We start from the raw sequence: 16,998 nt of genomic DNA on the forward strand, positions 1-16,998 counted from the left end.
GGCGATGATGGAAGCACATGAGAAGGGCTATTTCACCGAGGAAAACTCCGTCGAGGTCGTGACCGGCCGCAATGCCGGCGCCAAGGACGAGCGGCTGAAGCAGGTGATGGAAGTCATTACCCGCAAGCTGCATGAGGCAGTGAAGGAACTGGAGCCGACGCAGGACGAATGGATGCAGGCCATCCTCTTCCTCACCCGCACCGGCCAGATGTGCAACGAATGGCGTCAGGAGTTCATCCTGCTGTCCGACGTGCTTGGCGTGTCGATGCTGGTCGATGCGATCAACAACCGCAAGCCCTCGGGCGCATCCGAAAGCACGGTGCTCGGCCCCTTCCACGTCGCCGACGCCCCGGAGTTGCCGATGGGCAGCAATATCTGCCTCGACAGCAAGGGCGAGGACATGGTCATCGAGGGCCGCATCCTCGACACCGAGGGCAAGCCGATTGCCAATGCCGTCATCGACGTCTGGCAAGCCAATGACGAAGGCTTCTACGACGTGCAGCAGAAGGGCATCCAGCCCGACTTCAATCTGCGCGGCATCTTCCGGACCGGCCCGGATGGACATTATTGGTTCCGCGCCGTGAAACCGAAATATTACCCTATACCGGACGATGGCCCCGTCGGGCAATTGCTCGGCCATCTCGGCCGCCACCCCTACCGCCCGGCGCATCTGCACTACATCATCAGCGCCGACGGTTTCGAGACGCTGACGACGCATATTTTCGATCCCAACGATCCCTACATCCAATCTGACGCCGTTTTCGGCGTCAAGGAAAGCCTGCTGGCGAAGTTCAACCGGGTGAATGATCCGGTGCGCGCGAAAGCTTACGAATTCGGCGGTGATTTCTGGGATGTGACGCACGACTTCGTGCTGGCGCGAAGCCGCACCTGACAGAGGCCTAATTATAACAATAGGAGAGGATGCGGCATGGCATCCTCTTCTGAGCGATTTCATCGCAGTATCAGTCGGCAGACGAGATACGCTCGCGTTCACCCATGAACGGTCCCTGCACCCACTGGATCGTCTTTTCATGTTTCTCGACTGCACGCCGGAGTTCTGCAAACTCCCGGCGCATATGGCCGAGAAACTTGCGGCCGGCCGGGTTCGAATAGGGCTTCTTGCGTGTCATGACGCCGAGTACGCGCTCGGGCTGGGGAATATCGAGCGGGATGATGCTGATCTTGTTCTCACCGCGGAAAGCATGAACGACGGAATGCGGCAGAATGGCCAGCGCATCGGTGCCTGCGAGGTAATTGACGACGCTCAACAGCGACCCGCCGGCATAGCGCAGCGACACTTCCGCCAGCCCCAGCGTCAGCAGAATATTGTGCAGGTCGAGCACCAGCGGAGAACCCGGCAGCGGCGCGATCCAGGGGTAACTGACGATGTCCTCGGTTACGAGATTGCGCTTGCGGACCAGCGGATGGCCGGCGCCACACGTGAGCACGTTGCGCGCCGTCAGAATCGGCTCGAAATGCAGATCGGCGCGCAGATCCACCGACCCGGTCGGGGTCACCGCGAGGTCGATCTGGCCGGAATCCAGTTCGGCGACGAGATCGGGATAGTTGCCATAGGACTGGTGCACCATAATGCCCGGCTCGCCGCGCTGGAACGAGGCGATCATCGGCGACACCACCGCATCCATGAAGAAGGGCACCCCGCCGATCCGCACGCGTCCCGACGAGCCAGACTTGAAGCTGCGGATGATCTCCATCGCCTTACGCGACGATGCCAGGATGGCCTTGCCCTGCTGGCCGAGCTGTTCGCCGAGCGGCGTGGGCTGCATCGGCCGCCGGCCGGAGACGAAGAGCGGCTCGCCGATGCGCTTTTCCAGGATCGAGATGGTGCGCGACACCGCCGACTGGGTCATGCCCAGCATGGCGGCCGCTTCGGTAACACCGCCGGTCTCGATCACGGCGGCGAGTTGGACAAGGTGAGCTTCCACGATCTTCATAGCAAATTGCTATAGCTTGCATGAACAATGTCAATCAGAGGGAGGGTAAATTGGCTATAGTCAGGGCTATCACGGGATGTCTGCAACATGCAGACCGCGCCGTGGTTTCGGATGACGACGGCTGAGGAACCGTATCCGGAATTGGCAATGTCTTTGGAGGAGGACGACATGGCTCTTGTCAGCGGCTATCATCATCTGACGCTCTGCACCGATGGCGTGCAGGAGGATTACGACTTCTACACCAAGGTGCTCGGGCTCTATTCGGTCAAGCGCACGGTCCTGTTTGACGGCACGATCCCCGTCTATCATCTCTATTATGGCTCGCGAAACGGCGATGCCTCGACCATCATAACCACCTTCCCCTTCCGCAAGCCGGCCGTCTTCGGCAAGCGCGGCACCAATCAGTCGAAGATCATCCAGCAGGCCATTCCTGTCGGTTCGGCCGACTATTGGATCGACCGGCTAAACGGCAAGGGCGTCGAGGCCGCCAAGATTTCGCGCTTCGGCATCACCCGTGTCGCTTTCAAACATCCCTGCGGCATTCCGCATGAATTGGTCGAAAGCCCGGCCGACAATCGTCCGTCGATCGTCAATGAGGCGCAGGGCGTGAGTGCCGCCCACGGCATAAAGGGCATCTATGGTGCGGCCATCGCCGTCTTCGACCGTACCGCAATGGACGACTTCCTCGGCGTCGGCATGTCGATGAAAAAGGAAGCCGACAGCGACGAAGGCCTGATGTTCTCCGTGCCGAATGCCGGCGGGCCGAGCAGCATGGTCGAGGTACTGCACGAGCCGACCGGCCCGCAAGGCACCTGGACACTGGCCGGCGGCACGATCCATCACCTCGCCCTCAACACCGGCAACGAGGAAAACCAGCTCAAGCTCAAGGCACATATCGAGGGCCTCGGCTTCACCGACGTCTCGGACCAGAAGGACCGCAACTACTTCAAGTCCTGCTATGTCCGCTCGCCCGGCGGCGCCTTGTTCGAGATCGCCTGGTCGGTCGAAGGTGGCTGGGCGCTCGACGAACCGGCGGACCAGATCGGCACGACGCTGGTTTTCCCGCCGTGGTTCGAAGATCGCCGGCAGGAGCTGATCGCAGGTCTCGAACCCGCAACATTCTGAGCCCGGTATCATGTCGACCCACGACACGCCGCTCTTCCTCGGTGCGAACCCCGGGGAGGCCCTAGTGCACTGCATCTTCATCCACGGGCGTACCCAGTCGCCCGAGGATATCCAGGAGCAGGTGATCTCGAAGCTCAAGGTGCCCGGCGTTGCCTTCCTGCTGCCGCGAGCGCGCGGCAACAGCTGGTATGACGCGCGCGCGACCGACGTGCTGACGGATCGCACCCGGCAACAGCTTGAGCAGGCGATCGCTCATGTCAGGAAATTGATCGGCGATCTTTCCGGCTCGAACAATCACCCGAAGCCGCTCGTCATCGGCGGCTTCAGCCAGGGCGCATGCCTTGCAGTCGAATATGCGATGCGGCACGGCCCGTGGAACGGCGCTCTGGCAAGCCTGACCGGTTGCCGCGTAGGAACGCCCGATTGCGACCGCCCCTTCGCCGACCTCGACCGGTTGCCGGTCTATCTGACCGGCTCGGACAAGGACCCTTGGATCCCTGTCGATGCCTTCGCCCAGACTGCTGCGGCGCTGGCCCGAGCGCGGGCGCGGCTCCATTGCGACATTCTGCCGGACAGGTCGCATATGGTTTCCTCTACCGAAATTGCGCAGCTTGAGAAGCTCCTGTGCGGGCTTTCGAACCGGAGCTGGTGGTAACGTAAGCAAACCGGCATCGTGGACAACGTCCCGGTCAACAGGCGAAATCTCGATCTTGACCTCCGCGCCAGGCCGGGCGCGTATGCGGGTAACGCTTCCGCCAGCGATGCGGCGGGCATCGAGCCACGGAATGCCAGCGTTTGCGGCGGCGGTTATTGGGTCCAGTGCCTACACTCTTGTTGCAATCGACACCGGCAGCACTACGCGGACGGTACCGTCTTGGTTTCCGATTGCTGGCTATCACATCGAAGACTGCATGGCGGCGCTCTGAACCTCCAGAATATCCCCGCGCTGCAAAAGATCTCCCTGACGAGCAGTTGAACGGAATCGAACCCACCCCTCTGTCGCTCCGGGTTAGAGGACGACGCGTCCTCCCATCGTGGCCGACCGCTTGACGGCCTCAATGACTTTCAGTGTCTCCAAGCCTTCCCGAGCGCTAACTAAAGGAGCTTCCTCGCCCCGAATGACGGTGCAGAGCTGACGGATCTGCATGACAAGAGGGTCCTCCATTACAAATGCGGCTCTGTCGCGCTCCAATGCCTCGGTCCAGCTTCGCTTTTCGGGATTGCTCCATATTTCTAGCGACGGCACGGCCAGAGATCCGTGTGTTCCGCCGATCATGTAGCAAGTCTCTTCGGTTTTCGGGTAAGCGGGATTTTCTCCAGTCGTCATCTCCCAACTCCACGGCGCGACAACGGAATCGGATACGGAAGCAGTACCGAGAACACCACTTTTGAATTCGATGATGATAACCGCGGTTTCCTCGACGGCGTTGCTTCGCACTGCGTTGGATTCACGCGCCTGTACGGCGTTTATATCGCCGCAAAGGAAACGGAGGTTGTCGATGTCGTGAATTAGGTTGAGGAAGACCGGCCCCGCTCCACGCTCTCGCCGCCAGGAGATGTCAAAGTACTCGTCCGGCTTGAACAGCCAGAACATCGCATTCACGACCAGGATCCGACCGAGCGTCCCGCTATCGATGATCTCCTTCGCTTTCTGCATCATCGGATTATGCCGGCGGTGATGTCCCGTCAGCAGCGCTACGCCTTTGGCCTCAGCCATTTGCACAAGCTTCTCACCGGCAGCGATGTCGTCCGCGATCGGCTTTTCGATCAGCGCCGGTACGCCCGCCTCCACGGCTTCCAACCCATTTTGTACATGCACCTGATTAGGTGTCGCGATGATGACTCCGTCGGGGCGCTGAGAATTCATCATGTCGGCAAAGCTGGGGAACCACCTGACACCCGCCTCACTTGCGATCGCTTGGCCGGCTGGCGTGGGATCCACGACTGCCGTCAGCTCTGCGGTCGGCTCCTCTATTACATGCTTGATATGACGCTTGCCGATTAGCCCCGCGCCAAGGACTGCCAGCTTGACCCGGTTCGTCATTGCTATCAGTCCTTCTTCTCAGTCTTGAGCATGGTCGCAACTCTGCGGATGCCGAGTTGATAGCCTTCGGTGCCGAGACCCGCGATGACACCGTCGGCCCGGTGGGACACGAAGGAGTGGTGACGAAAACTCTCGCGCTTGTGAACGTTGGAGATATGGATCTCGATGACTGGGCCCTCAAATGTATTCAATGCATCGAGGATCGCGAGCGAAGTGTGAGTGAACGCGGCCGGGTTGATGACAATGCCAGCGCCGTCCTCGCGCGCTTGGTGGATCCAGTCGATGATCTCGTATTCGCGGTTGCTTTGATGGAAACGGATTTCGTGACCCAACTCCGACGCCAACTTTCGGCAGTCCGCCTCGACGTCAACCAATGTCTCGTGCCCGTAGATATGTGGCTGGCGCTTGCCGAGGAGGTTTAGGTTTGGTCCGTTGAGAACGTAGATGAGGCTCATTGCATTTGTCCTTGTTGGGCGTTGCCGGGATCAGGCGAAGGCTATGTCCTGAAACGCGAAGTTTGGGTCGGATTCGTAGAGATCTACGCGGAGGCCGAGCCGGCCGGTTTCCAGTGCGGAGGCTGCAACGTCACGCGCAGCTTCGAGTATTGATTTCAGCAGCTCTCGTTTGACCTCCGGAGAACGGCCTGGAGCCATGCGTACAATTATCTGCACAAAGTGATTGTCGGGATGCTCGTCGCCGACGCAGGAGACGGTGGCTTCTCTAGCGAACGTGCGGACTACGGTTGGTTTGACCAACCCTCCGTCGCGGACTCGGCGATGAACAGCGCGGGTCAACTCGTCGATGGCGACGCGTTCATCGGCGCCTCGGCTGTAGTCGATGATGATATGCGGCATGGAGTAGTCCCCCGATCAATCTGTCGCTCGGCATAACTCGTCGAAATGGCGCGACATTCGTTCCGTGTCGGGCGACAGGCGTGTGAAAAGCTCGAAGGCTGCGGCCGCTTGAAACACGGTCATTCCTCCGCCTGCGAGCGTTCGGCAGCCCTTCCGCTTTGCCAACGCAAGAAGCTCGGTCACCAACGGCATATAGACAATATCCGCGACCCAGTGATGATGCTGTATCCAATCGGGATCTATCGGAAGCCCCGGATGGCTTCGCATACCAGTCGGCGTGGCGTGGATAAGGCCGTCTGCGGTGGCGAGCGCCGCACCGACGTCTCTGACCGGCCTTGCGACCTCCCCTGAAAATCTCTCGTTGAGTTGATCGGCGAGAGTGGAGGCGCGGCGCTCGTCCTGATCAAAGATCGAGAGCTTTTCTATGCCGACCTTCACGGCAGCGTGCGCGACGGCCACCCCAGCACCACCTGCCCCAAGCAGAACAGCATGAGCCGTCGCGACGCCGGGCAAGCCGCGCTCGAAATTCTTGTAGAAGCCATACCAGTCGGTGTTGTGTCCGATCCGCTCGCCATTCTGAAGCACAACCGTGTTTACGGCTCCAAGCATCTCAGCATCTTCGGACAGGCGCGTCAGGTGAGCCAGCACGGTCTGTTTGCATGGGTGGGTGATGTTGGTTCCCGCAAAGCCGCGGCTTTCCAGTTCGTTCAGAAGATCTGGCAGCGCGGAAGGAGGCAAACCGCGCGTTGCCAGATCCACGAGCTCGTACTCGTAATCAAGTCCCAGATGGCGTCCTTCCGTTTCATGGAGCGCCGGCGACTTTGACATCTGGATGTCGGCGCCGATGAGGCCCACCAGGTACTTGTTCTTGTCCATGTCTCTGCCCGATCAGTGATGCGCGAGGATTTCGCCGAGAAATGCCTTCGTCCGGTCATGCTTGGGGTTCTTGAAGAAGGTTTCGGGCTCCGCCTCCTCGATGATCTCTCCGGAAGCCATGAAGATGACCCTGTCAGCGACTTGCCGGGCGAAGCCCATTTCATGGGTCACGCAGATCATCGTCATGCCGTCTCTTGCGAGGCCGATCATGGTGTCGAGAACCTCTTTGACCATTTCGGGATCCAAGGCGGACGTGGGCTCGTCGAAAAGCATCGCTTTCGGCTCCATGCACAGGGCGCGCGCAATGGCGACGCGCTGCTGCTGTCCGCCGCTGAGTTGTGCTGGATACTTTTCCGCCTGATCGAGGATGCGAACGCGCTCGAGATACTTTCGCGCCAACTTCTCTGCGTCGGCACGGCTTGCGCCCCGCACTCTCATGGGTGCAAGCGCGCAATTTTGCAGGACGGTCATGTGCGGGAACAGATTGAAGTTCTGGAAAACCATCCCGACTTCACGCCTGATGGCGTCGACCGCCTTGGTGGTGCCATCCAGCAGTTGACCTTCCACCACGATCTTGCCGTCCTGAATCAATTCAAGAGCGTTGATGCAACGGATCAAGGTGGACTTGCCGGAACCGGACGGTCCGCAAAGGACGATCTTTTCTCCCTTGCGAACCGACAGACTGATGTTCTTCAGCGCGTGGAAGGAGCCGTACCATTTCTGCACTTTATCAAGGGATATCAAGGTCGATTGATCGTTGGGGGAATTGAGCACGGCGCCCTCCATTTATGCTTTACTTGACCGTAAACGGGATGTTGGGGATGGATTCAGGGAACGTGGGAAGATCGATTGCCATCCATTTCTTGGTGATGGCCGCGAGTTCGCCGTTGCCCTTGATCTTGTCGAGGAACGCGTTGACCGTCTCGTTCCAGTCCTTCTCGCCGAGTCGCGTTCCCACACCGTTGTAAGTCGTCAGGAAGTTGATCTTTCGTTCAAAGGTGCCGGCGCTGGCTGCATCCAGCCTCTGCCCGTAGAACTGATTGCCACCCACTGCCTTTACCTGTCCGGAAATCAGGGCCTGGATAGTGGCCGCGTCATCGTCGAAGCGGCGAATGGTGGCCGTCGATCCGACCGCGTCGGTTACAGCCTTGTCCTGCGAGCTGGACTTCGGCACGGCGATTTCCCAACCAGCCACGTCGGCCGGCGATTTCACGGCGTCGGCTTTGGCGGCATAAAGCGAAATCGTGTTGGCCGCATAAGGCTTGCTGTACTGGATCGACTTGGCGCGCTCTTCCGTCATCGCCATCGTGGCGAAGAGAATATCGACCTTGCCGGTCGTCAGCGCGGGAATACGGTTGGCCACCGCGAGCGGTTGGAACTGGACCTTCACGCCGAGTTCCTTGGCGAACAGCGTCGCCACGTCGGCGTCAAAGCCGTCCTGTTTGCCGCTCGAGTTCACAAAGCCCCAAGGCGCGTTGTCACCTTGGATGCCCACGACGAGCGTTCCCTTCGACTTAATCTCCTCGACAGATGCCGCGGTGGCTGCCGCGGCGCCAACGGTGGCGAAGGTAGCGGTCGCCAGCGCTAGACCGAGAAATTTCCTGCGATTGGTATTCATTACACTTTCCTCCTCTTGTGCTGTTTGCTTCTCCTGAAGCAGGCTTAGCGGGCGGCTTTTGCCATCCGTTTCTCGAGGCCGCTCCCGACATGGGAGAGAGGCCAGCAAATCATGAAGTAGATTATTCCGACGATCCCGAAGACGAGCAGCGGGCGGTAGGTCTGGTTCGATATGATCTGGCCAGCGCGGGTCAGCTCGATGAAGCCCACGATCGCCGCAAGCGACGTCCCCTTAATGAGCTGCACAAGAAAGCCGATAGTCGCGGGCATCGAGATCTTCAAAGCCTGTGGCAGAACCACGTCCCTCATTCGGGAGACATAATGTAGGCCAAGAGCGTTCGCGGCTTCGGTCTGCCCTTTGGGAACGGCTTCAATCGAGCCTCGCCATATCTCACCGAGGAAGGCGCTCGCGTGGAGAGTGAAGGCGATCGCGACTGCGACCCAGGCGTTGACGTCGATGCCAAGCAAGGCAACGCCGTAGTAGACGACAAAGAGCTGCATCAGGAGCGGCGTGCCCTGGAAGAGCGCGATATAGCCAGATGATGCAAGCCGGGCGAACTGATGCTTCGACGTGCGCACAAGTGCGATCAAAATGCCGAATACGCCTCCGCCAATGAACCCGATGATCGCCAGCAATACGGTCCATTTCAGACCCTGCAGGAGGAAGAACAGCTCGTTTTCGCCAATGGGACCCATGAGCGCCTCCTATCGAGTCGGATAGTTAAAGTAGGAACGGGATATCAAAGCGAAGATTCCCATCATTAAGCTTGAGATGACCAGGTAGATTGCGGTCACCGTGAAGTAGACTTCGAAGCTTCGGAACGTATCTGACTCGATGCGTTGCGCCGCGGATGTCAGCTCATATGCGGCGATCGAGGTGCACACCGAAGTGGTCAAGGTCAGCATCACGAATTGGCTCGTCAAAGACGGGTAGATCGCTCGCAATGCCGGCTTGAGAACGATGAGGCGGAAGACGTCAGCCTTGTGCAGCCCGAGCGCAAACCCAGCTTCGATCTGTCCCTTGCTGATGCTCTCAACGCCCCCGCGGATGATCTCGATGGCGTAGGCACCTCCGTTGATCCCCAGCGCGATGATTGCGGTGATCGTCGGGTTGAGGCGGATGCCCATAAGCGGAAGGGCGAAGTAGATGAAGAAGATCTGCACCAGAAACGGCGTGTTGCGGACGACTTCGACGAACGCGATGACGGGAGCGCGAACCCACGCGATCTTCGACGTTCTCACTGCAACGCCCAGGATTCCGATCACGAGAGCGAGCAGCATCCCGGCGAAGGCGAGACCCAATGTTCCAAGCGAACCCCAAAACAATTCCGGGGCGCGGTCGAAGACCGCACCAAAATCAAACGTGTAACCCATGTGTTGGCTTCCTCCACTCGGCGCGGCTTTCGCCTCGCCGGCGCCGGGATCATTGATCCGGCTTAAATATTCGTGACGCCCCTTCGAACAGGCGCTTCAAATGCTCCTCCGCGTCTGCCGAGCCTGAAAGAGGCACTTCGACCGAGACCGATGCGGCCCCGTCGGCGATGGCGACCAAATCGCCCAAGGGCAATCCCCCCTCGCCGGGGGCAAGACGTTTGCCTCGTGCCTCCGCGATCATGGCCTCGGCCGTGGTGGGAGCGGGTCCGGCGACGTCGCACAACTGGACGTGCTTGACCCTGCCGATCTCGGCGCGCAGCGACGTCAACGTTCCGCCGTTCCTGAAGAAATGCACTCCGTCGACAAGTGCCCCGGCATTGGGTGCACCGCTCGATTTCAGCAGACTAACGCTGTCAGCGAACGTTCTGACCGTCCGCCAACCCATGTTCTCGATATCGACTGCCAATCCGTAGCCGCTTGCAAGGTCGCAGAATTCGGTGAAGTTCGACTGCAGCCTGCTCTGCTCCGGATCGTCGCCGCACACGCTTAGACGCTGGGCCCCAATGTTGGCGGCCGCAGCCATTATGGGTTCCAGCGACGAGACGTTGAACGAGGGGTCGATGACAAAGAACTCGATATCGAAGACCTCGAGCGCTTCGCCGCGCAGCACGGCTTTCAATTCGTCCGCTGCGTGGCCGCCTACAGGCAGCTCGTAGTACGGCGCTCCAGGAAAAGCCGGATTAAGCCGCAGTCCAATTCTGGAAAAGCCTGCCCGCGCTGCGGCCTTCGCAAAATCGCTCGGCGTCAGGGAGATGGCGGAGAAGTGCGCTACGCCAATCTGTTGCTCTGATTTTGATCCAGGCGCCGCCATCACACGATCCCTTTCGTCGCGAGATGATTTCGAAGGTTCGTCCCAGTGCGGTGGATGTGCTGTCGCAGTTTCTCGCTGGCGTAGTCGATATCCCGCGCAACCGCCCCTTGCGCAATCTCGCTGTGCTCCTGCCCGACGTTCCGGTCGCCGGAAGTCCTGATGAGGAAAACCCGGCGGTATCGATCATTCAGGTTCAGCAAGAGGCCACAGAAATGCAACAGAAGCGGTTTTCCGCAACCGGAAATGAGTGTGAGATGGAATTCCCGGTGAAGAGCCTCCCATTGCTCGAGCGTCTCAGGCCGTGAGGCATCTCGATCCGTGCGGTTCAGGCGATGGAGCGAGCGCATTATATTGCTCTCCCACTCGACATCACCGAGACGTATGGATTCCCGCAGCGCGAAGACTTCGAGCTCTTCGCGGAGCGTCGTGATTTCTTCCAGATTCGCCAGCGAGATCGGAGCTACGCGATAGCCACGGTTGTCATGAAACTCCACCAGGCCGTCGGAGATGAGGCGGGCAAGTCCCTCCCTCAGAGGGCTTAGGCTGACGTTGAACGTGCGGCGCGCCTTGTCGAGATTGATCTTGCTGCCTGCCTCCAGCTCGCCAGAGATGATCGCCTCGCGCAGACGCGACGCCAACTGGCTTCCGATGGTGTTCTTGCCATCATCGGAAAAGCCCGCGGACGCTGTCTCCTCGTCTGTCATTGGCGCAGGGGCATTATCGTCGGTCGAGCTCATCCCTACTCCTCTGGCGATTTTGATCAACTGTCGATGATCGATATGATAAACGATTATTTATGTCAACGAGAAATGCAGTTGAACTCGTTTTCGCTAGCTGTGGCTCGTTTACTTCGTGGATTAGTATAGCAAATTCAATAAATTAATTAGATATTAGATTGATTTCCTCCGCACCGACGGAAAAAGTCGTCGTAACGTTCATTGACAGATAATCGATTATTTTTAATAGTCGGCATCATTGGGAGGTAGCCCTATGGCCATAAAAACCGAAAGCGAGCTGACACCTGCTGTCCTCGCGGCAATGAACAAAACCGAGGATCCACGTCTGCGAGAGATCCTCGTCGCGATGGTGAAGCATCTCCATGCATTCGTGCGGGAGGTGAGATTGTCCGAAGTCGAGTTCCGCGAAGCTACGGCGATACTAAACGAGATCGGACAACTGCAAACGGACAGCCACAACGAGTTTGTTCTCATGGCCGGATCTCTCGGCGTATCTTCGCTGGTTTGCCTTTTGAACAACGGCGACAGCGGCCAGACAGAGACGTCGCAGTCTCTTCTCGGCCCGTTCTGGCGCCTGAACTCTCCCCGTGTCGAAAACGGCGGCACGATCATCCGCTCCGACACGCCAGGCACGCCACTCTATGTCCGCGCCAAGGTGGTAGACCGGGACGGCAGGCCGATCGCGGGTGCCGAGGTCGACGTCTGGCATGCTTCTCCTGTTGGACTCTATGAAAACCAGGATCCCGATCAGGCTGAGATGAACCTTAGGGGCAAGTTCACCACGGATGCCGACGGCCGCTTCTGGTTCAGTACCGTGAAGATGGTCGGATACCCGATCCCGGTCGACGGCGTCGTCGGCCGACTGCTAAAGGCGCAGGGACGTCACCCGTATCGACCAGCGCATCTTCACGCCCTGATCTTCAAGCAGGGATACAAGACGCTGATTTCCCAGGTCTTCGATCCAAGCGATCCGAACATCGATTCCGACGTCCAGTTTGGAGTGACGACAGCCCTGACCGGCGACTTCGTCCGCCATGACGAACCGCATCCGTCCGAACCGGGCGTCGACGGCCCGTGGTACTCGCTCGACTACACCTACGTCATGGAGCCCGGCGAAGCCGTGCTGCCGCGTCCACCAATCAAATAGTCAACGACAGAGCCGAACCCATGATCACAGAACAGGAACGCCGAGAGGCGGCCAACGCCCTTCTGAAAGCAGAAACCGACCGCAAGCCAATCGTTCAACCGAGCAAGACCTATCCCGGTCTGGAGCTTGAAGATGCCTACAACATTCAAGCGCTCTGGGCGGAGGCTCGGATTGCGAAGGGTGCTCGGGTCGTAGGCCACAAGATCGGCCTTACGTCGCGCGCGATGCAGATGGCATCCAAGATGACCGAGCCCGACTATGGTGTCATCCTCGATGACGCGCTCTACAACGACGGAGCACAGATCAAAGCGGACCTTTTTATCAAGCCCCGCCTCGAAGTCGAGCTCGCCTTTGTGATGGGCGAGGATCTCGAGGGACCCGGTACGCGGATCTACGACGTGATGAGGGCAACTGAATTCGTAGTCCCGGCTCTCGAGATCATCGACTATCGCACCGAGGTTCCGAGGGCGATCACCGATACGATCGCTGACAATGCCGCTTTTGGGGCGATCGTCGTAGGGGGCCGCATCATTCGTCCAATGGACCTCGACATCCGCTGGGTGGGCGCGACCCTCTCGAAGAATGGCATTATCGAGGAATCCGGTGTTTCTGCAGCGATCATGGGCCATCCGGCAGCCGGGATCGCGTGGTTGGTAAACAAGCTCCATGCGGTGGGCGGCGGTTTGAAAAAGGGACAGATCGTGCTGGCCGGCTCTTTCACCCGCCCTGTGGACATCGCCCAGGGCGACGTGATCCAGGCCGATTACGGCCCCGTCGGCTCGATCGGCGTCTCGTTCGTGTGAGGATCTAATGGAACTCCCCGTCAACAGGTTCAAGCGGAAACTCCGGGCCGGTCAAAGTCAGATCGGGCTGTGGTGCGGCCTTCCGGGCAGCTACGCAGCGGAAATCGTCGCACTGTCCGGTTTCGACTGGCTGCTTTTCGATACCGAGCATTCTCCCAGCGACGTCCTCACTGTACTTCCACAGTTGCAGGCGGTCGCGCCGTACGACGTCGCCCCCGTGGTGCGCCCGGCCTCCAACGACCCTGTGTTGATCAAGCGCTTTCTGGATATCGGCGTCCAGACGCTTCTCATTCCATATGTGCAGAATGAACAGGAGGCGAAGGCGGCCGTGGCCGCCGCGCGCTACGCACCGCGCGGTATCCGCGGCGTATCCGCCCTCACCCGCGCCACCCGTTTCGGGCGCGTGCCGAACTACGCACAGACCGCCGAACAGGAAATCTGCCTCTTGCTGCAGATCGAGACACGAGAGGCGCTCGATCAGCTTGACGCCATCGCGGGGGTCGACGGAGTCGACGGGATCTTCATCGGTCCGGCGGACCTTGCAGCCAGCCTCGGTTATCCCGGCCAACCGGGACATCCCGAGGTAGTCTCGGCAATCGAGAATGCGATCGAGCGCTTGAAGGCGGTCGGCAAGCCTTCGGGCATCTTGACGGCTGACGAGAAGTTTGCGGTTCGCTGCATCGCACAGGGAACACTGTTCACGGCAGTTGGCGTCGACATTGCTCTCCTTGCCAGAGGATCGGAAGCACTGGCGTCAAGGTTTTCGCGCTAGGGAGACACAGCATGTTCACCTTGGATAAGGTCCGGTCGGAGATAGCGCCGACCGGACCTATTAGAGCCGCCGTCAACATGTCGAACGCAGCGTTGGTTCGCTGGGACGAAAACGCCGGCGCCTTGGTAGGCCCGAGCGCGGAAATTGCGGATAGGATCGCCCATGAACTTAATCGGGAGCTTTCCCTGATACGATACGGATCGGCCGCGGATATTCTTTCCGCTGCTGATGGCGGCGAGTGGGACATCGCCTTCATCGCGTCTGACCCGTCAAGAACCGATCGCTTCAGCTTCTCGCCTCCCTACATCTCGGTCGAGGCCACCTACCTGGTTCCAGTGACTTCACCCTACCGGACGGCGGGCGAGCTGGATTCCAACGGAATTCGCATCGCTTCCGCGCGTAGCGCCGCCTATACGAAGCAGCTTGAACGAACACTCAAGCGAGCGACGGTGCTCCATGTCGACAGCCCCGCGACGGCCCTCGACTTTCTCGCCGACCGAGAATGCGACGCGGCGGCTGGACTGACAGAATTCCTCTTAAACGCCTCGCAGCGGATGGAAGGCTTCCGGGTGGTAGATGGACTGTTTTCGCGAATTCCTCAGACGATCGCGGTACACAAACGGGCCACGAACGCCTCGCTCTTCTTCGCAGACTTCGTGCGGCGGCTCGGTGGCGCGGATGTCGGCAGAGGTAGGCGGCGTTGAAGGAGGAGTTCCCTAGAGCCTGCCGTAGTCGACGACGCCCTCACGGTGCAAAGATCGACGGGGAAAAGTACGCGCCACCCATATGGTGTGTGAATCAGCGCCGAAGGCTGATCCCCTGCCGCTCTTTACGCAAGGCATTGATTTACGAATACGAAATGGAAATCGAGAGAGGTCACGATCGGCGCCAATGACGACCACACCTGGATCGAGATTTTGCGTGAACATTCATGTGCTTGCAGCCTTTTGTCAGGTGTCAACCTTCGGCGCTGATTCACAGCAAATCTGCAGCAATTGCTACTATATGACGTGCCCGACGCCGAAATAATGTTGGTCCCTTTCGCGATAGAACAAGCGGCTGAATAACGCCTCGGGTCGTAAGCTGGCGTGCTGTTGGATCAACCTGAAGCGGCGACCCGTCGAAGCCGGTGGTCACTCGCCGTTCTCCATTGACATTCATGCTCGCGGGGTGGCGGATAGAGACGTCTCTCTTGCGGCAACGAGGACAAGAGATGCCGACTCTGGTTTGTTCGATTCCCCAGCTCCGCTGAGTGGCCATCTGTTTCTTCTGCGCCTCATGCCTTTCGATTGGCTCCTGCCTATATAATCTTGCCACGCGCCGCCCTGAACAACTCTCCACTCGTCATCATCGCCCAGATGATCCGGGCGAGCTTGTTGACTAAGGCGACGGCCACGATCATCGGGTGCCATCGTTGCAGTAAAACTTCGATCCAATTTCCTCCGACCTTCGCTCGAGCTTTGGGAAATCGTACTATGTTTCTGGCGCCGATTACGAGCAGATGACGCAGGTATGCGTCTCCCTTCCTCCGTCATCTGTGCCTCCCAGAACATTCCCGTAGAGAAAGCAAATCGAGAGATGAAATAATTGCAAAATGTTTGCTAGCCGGAAAGGACTCGAGAGCTCACCCGCGAAGATGGAGCGCCACGAATTTTCTAGGTACTGCCGTGGGCAAGATGTTGACCATTTGTTAACCATGGGCATCGTTTGTTCATGATGAACGACATCGGGGTTGTTGATTCGCAAATTCGTCGCGCTTTGTGCGTTCAGACAGAGACTAAGAATCCGATAGCAACGGCCAGGATATGCATTTTCTGAAGACGATATCGGTGGTGGCCGTTGCGGCCATAATGGCCGGCTGCACGTCGACAGGCGGAGTGCGCCAGCCGGCTGGTCCTGAGACTGTGGAGCCGGAAAAGGCGCTTGTCCTGCCGCCCCCCGGAGGGCCCTCGATCGTCAGCGTCGTTGAGCGAAAGCGTGGAAATGGTGTGGAACAGACGATATCGCTGTTCACATCTTCAACGGTTCAGGGCCAGAATTTCTTAAAAGTGCAATTTCTCGGCGCGTCGGGCGCAAATCCCGGCGTCGGCAACGATTCCTACAGGATGATCCGGGAAGGGGATATTGCCCGTGAGATGGTGCGCTCGGTCCCGGGTGTGCCGATGGCAACATCAGCTACGTTCCTGCAGAATAGTTACGGTCCCTTTGGTTATGCTTCCGGCCGCAGCCGAGCCGGCGATACCTGCGTCTACGCGTGGCAGCAGATTCGCTCCAGCCAGTCCGCGCACACGCAGGCGCGCAACTTCGGTATGATCCAGATCCGCCTGCGTCTCTGCGATGCCCGTGCCCCCGAGCGCCAGCTTCTCGGTATCGTCTACGGCTACACCGTCATCGGAACGTTCGATGGCGATGTCTGGAATCCCTATGGTCCTCCGCCGCCAGCCAGTCCGGCGCTGGGCCAGACCGGCGCGCCAATCTATCCCGACGAAGGCGGCTACCGTGCGAATACCATGCCTATCGGTTATGAGCCTGCTCCGGCTATGATGCGCCAGCCCCGGACCACGGCCGTGCGTCGCGCGAAGCCGCAGGCCGCAACGGTGGCGCCAGTATCCCAGCCGCCCGTCGGACCGCGCGTGCCGCTGCCGAATGACGACACGCAGACGAACGCGATACAGCCCTCGGCGGCGCCGGCAACGATCCAACAAACGGCAAGGCCGATCGGTGTGACCGTGCCTTCACCCGATTGCATAGGCGATGCGGCCATGACGGCCGCCTGCCGGAAATAGCAAACGCGTCCAATGCGCCGGCGCGCAACGGTCGAGC

General features: G+C 59.4%; 19 protein-coding genes. 8 read left to right on the plus strand and 11 right to left on the minus strand.

What is annotated here, in order from left to right; all coding sequences use genetic code 11:
- Positions 1 to 7 precede the first annotated feature (7 nt).
- On the plus strand, positions 8 to 892 hold the full coding sequence (locus ACK9YZ_RS30125; RefSeq protein ID WP_416068462.1) for an intradiol ring-cleavage dioxygenase: 885 nt from the start codon (positions 8 to 10) through the stop codon (positions 890 to 892).
- Positions 893 to 962: 70 nt separating this feature from the next.
- On the opposite strand, the gene ACK9YZ_RS30130 is transcribed toward ACK9YZ_RS30125, so the two are convergent.
- Positions 963 to 1,955, minus strand: coding sequence for a LysR family transcriptional regulator (locus tag ACK9YZ_RS30130; RefSeq protein WP_416067192.1), 993 nt, complete (start codon positions 1,953 to 1,955; stop codon positions 963 to 965).
- A gap of 168 nt (positions 1,956 to 2,123) precedes the next feature.
- Here ACK9YZ_RS30130 and ACK9YZ_RS30135 point away from each other — a divergent pair, with 168 nt between their 5' ends.
- Positions 2,124 to 3,080, plus strand: a complete 957-nt coding sequence (locus ACK9YZ_RS30135; RefSeq protein ID WP_416067193.1) for a VOC family protein — start codon at positions 2,124 to 2,126, stop codon at positions 3,078 to 3,080.
- A 10-nt stretch (positions 3,081 to 3,090) separates the two neighbouring features.
- Positions 3,091 to 3,735 carry an alpha/beta hydrolase gene (locus tag ACK9YZ_RS30140; protein ID WP_416067194.1) on the plus strand — a complete coding sequence of 215 codons (645 nt, stop codon included), beginning with the start codon at positions 3,091 to 3,093 and terminating at the stop codon, positions 3,733 to 3,735.
- Between the two features lie 354 nt (positions 3,736 to 4,089).
- Here the strand turns inward: ACK9YZ_RS30140 and ACK9YZ_RS30145 are convergent, their stop codons facing one another.
- Genes ACK9YZ_RS30145 through ACK9YZ_RS30190 form a run of 10 tightly spaced genes read right to left on the minus strand, consistent with a single transcriptional unit; the run spans position 4,090 to position 11,453 of the window.
- Entirely contained in the window at positions 4,090 to 5,124 is a 1,035-nt protein-coding gene (locus ACK9YZ_RS30145; protein WP_416067195.1) for a Gfo/Idh/MocA family protein, read from the minus strand.
- Between the two features lie 5 nt (positions 5,125 to 5,129).
- Positions 5,130 to 5,579 carry a type II 3-dehydroquinate dehydratase gene (gene aroQ, locus ACK9YZ_RS30150; protein WP_132591303.1) on the minus strand — a complete coding sequence of 150 codons (450 nt, stop codon included), beginning with the start codon at positions 5,577 to 5,579 and terminating at the stop codon, positions 5,130 to 5,132.
- A gap of 30 nt (positions 5,580 to 5,609) precedes the next feature.
- The gene (locus ACK9YZ_RS30155) at positions 5,610 to 5,978 is read right to left on the minus strand and encodes a 5-carboxymethyl-2-hydroxymuconate Delta-isomerase (protein WP_416067196.1); all 369 of its coding nucleotides are present in this window, start codon (positions 5,976 to 5,978) and stop codon (positions 5,610 to 5,612) included.
- A gap of 15 nt (positions 5,979 to 5,993) precedes the next feature.
- On the minus strand, positions 5,994 to 6,854 hold the full coding sequence (locus ACK9YZ_RS30160; protein WP_416067197.1) for a shikimate dehydrogenase: 861 nt from the start codon (positions 6,852 to 6,854) through the stop codon (positions 5,994 to 5,996).
- 12 nt (positions 6,855 to 6,866) lie between these two features.
- Positions 6,867 to 7,628 carry an amino acid ABC transporter ATP-binding protein gene (locus ACK9YZ_RS30165; protein ID WP_416067198.1) on the minus strand — a complete coding sequence of 254 codons (762 nt, stop codon included), beginning with the start codon at positions 7,626 to 7,628 and terminating at the stop codon, positions 6,867 to 6,869.
- Between the two features lie 19 nt (positions 7,629 to 7,647).
- Complete coding sequence (locus ACK9YZ_RS30170; protein ID WP_416067199.1) at positions 7,648 to 8,472, minus strand: transporter substrate-binding domain-containing protein; 825 nt, start codon at positions 8,470 to 8,472, stop codon at positions 7,648 to 7,650.
- Positions 8,473 to 8,516: 44 nt separating this feature from the next.
- Positions 8,517 to 9,167 carry an amino acid ABC transporter permease gene (locus tag ACK9YZ_RS30175; RefSeq protein ID WP_183726508.1) on the minus strand — a complete coding sequence of 217 codons (651 nt, stop codon included), beginning with the start codon at positions 9,165 to 9,167 and terminating at the stop codon, positions 8,517 to 8,519.
- Positions 9,168 to 9,176: 9 nt separating this feature from the next.
- A complete protein-coding gene (locus tag ACK9YZ_RS30180) occupies positions 9,177 to 9,845 on the minus strand; it encodes an amino acid ABC transporter permease (RefSeq protein WP_216760057.1) in 669 nt (222 codons plus the stop codon).
- A gap of 49 nt (positions 9,846 to 9,894) precedes the next feature.
- On the minus strand, positions 9,895 to 10,716 hold the full coding sequence (locus ACK9YZ_RS30185) for a sugar phosphate isomerase/epimerase family protein (protein WP_416067200.1): 822 nt from the start codon (positions 10,714 to 10,716) through the stop codon (positions 9,895 to 9,897).
- Complete coding sequence (locus ACK9YZ_RS30190; RefSeq protein WP_216760055.1) at positions 10,716 to 11,453, minus strand: GntR family transcriptional regulator; 738 nt, start codon at positions 11,451 to 11,453, stop codon at positions 10,716 to 10,718. The genes ACK9YZ_RS30185 and ACK9YZ_RS30190 overlap by 1 nt, the downstream gene beginning before the upstream one ends.
- Positions 11,454 to 11,706: 253 nt before the next feature.
- On the opposite strand from ACK9YZ_RS30190, the gene ACK9YZ_RS30195 reads away from it, so the two are divergent.
- The 5 genes from ACK9YZ_RS30195 (at position 11,707) to bcsN (ending at position 16,961) form a co-directional block, all read left to right on the plus strand.
- On the plus strand, positions 11,707 to 12,600 hold the full coding sequence (locus ACK9YZ_RS30195; protein ID WP_216760054.1) for an intradiol ring-cleavage dioxygenase: 894 nt from the start codon (positions 11,707 to 11,709) through the stop codon (positions 12,598 to 12,600).
- Between the two features lie 20 nt (positions 12,601 to 12,620).
- Positions 12,621 to 13,403: a 2-oxo-hept-4-ene-1,7-dioate hydratase gene (gene hpaH / locus ACK9YZ_RS30200; RefSeq protein ID WP_416067201.1), complete on the plus strand. Its 783-nt coding sequence runs from the start codon at positions 12,621 to 12,623 to the stop codon at positions 13,401 to 13,403.
- A gap of 7 nt (positions 13,404 to 13,410) precedes the next feature.
- Positions 13,411 to 14,175: a 4-hydroxy-2-oxoheptanedioate aldolase gene (gene hpaI / locus ACK9YZ_RS30205; RefSeq protein ID WP_416067202.1), complete on the plus strand. Its 765-nt coding sequence runs from the start codon at positions 13,411 to 13,413 to the stop codon at positions 14,173 to 14,175.
- A gap of 11 nt (positions 14,176 to 14,186) precedes the next feature.
- A complete protein-coding gene (locus ACK9YZ_RS30210) occupies positions 14,187 to 14,879 on the plus strand; it encodes a transporter substrate-binding domain-containing protein (protein ID WP_416067203.1) in 693 nt (230 codons plus the stop codon).
- Between the two features lie 1,101 nt (positions 14,880 to 15,980).
- On the plus strand, positions 15,981 to 16,961 hold the full coding sequence (bcsN, locus tag ACK9YZ_RS30215) for a cellulose biosynthesis protein BcsN (protein WP_416067204.1): 981 nt from the start codon (positions 15,981 to 15,983) through the stop codon (positions 16,959 to 16,961).
- Positions 16,962 to 16,998 lie beyond the last annotated feature (37 nt).

Origin of the sequence: Rhizobium sp. ZK1, assembly GCF_047782645.1 — a bacterium.
Classification (GTDB): domain Bacteria; phylum Pseudomonadota; class Alphaproteobacteria; order Rhizobiales; family Rhizobiaceae; genus Rhizobium.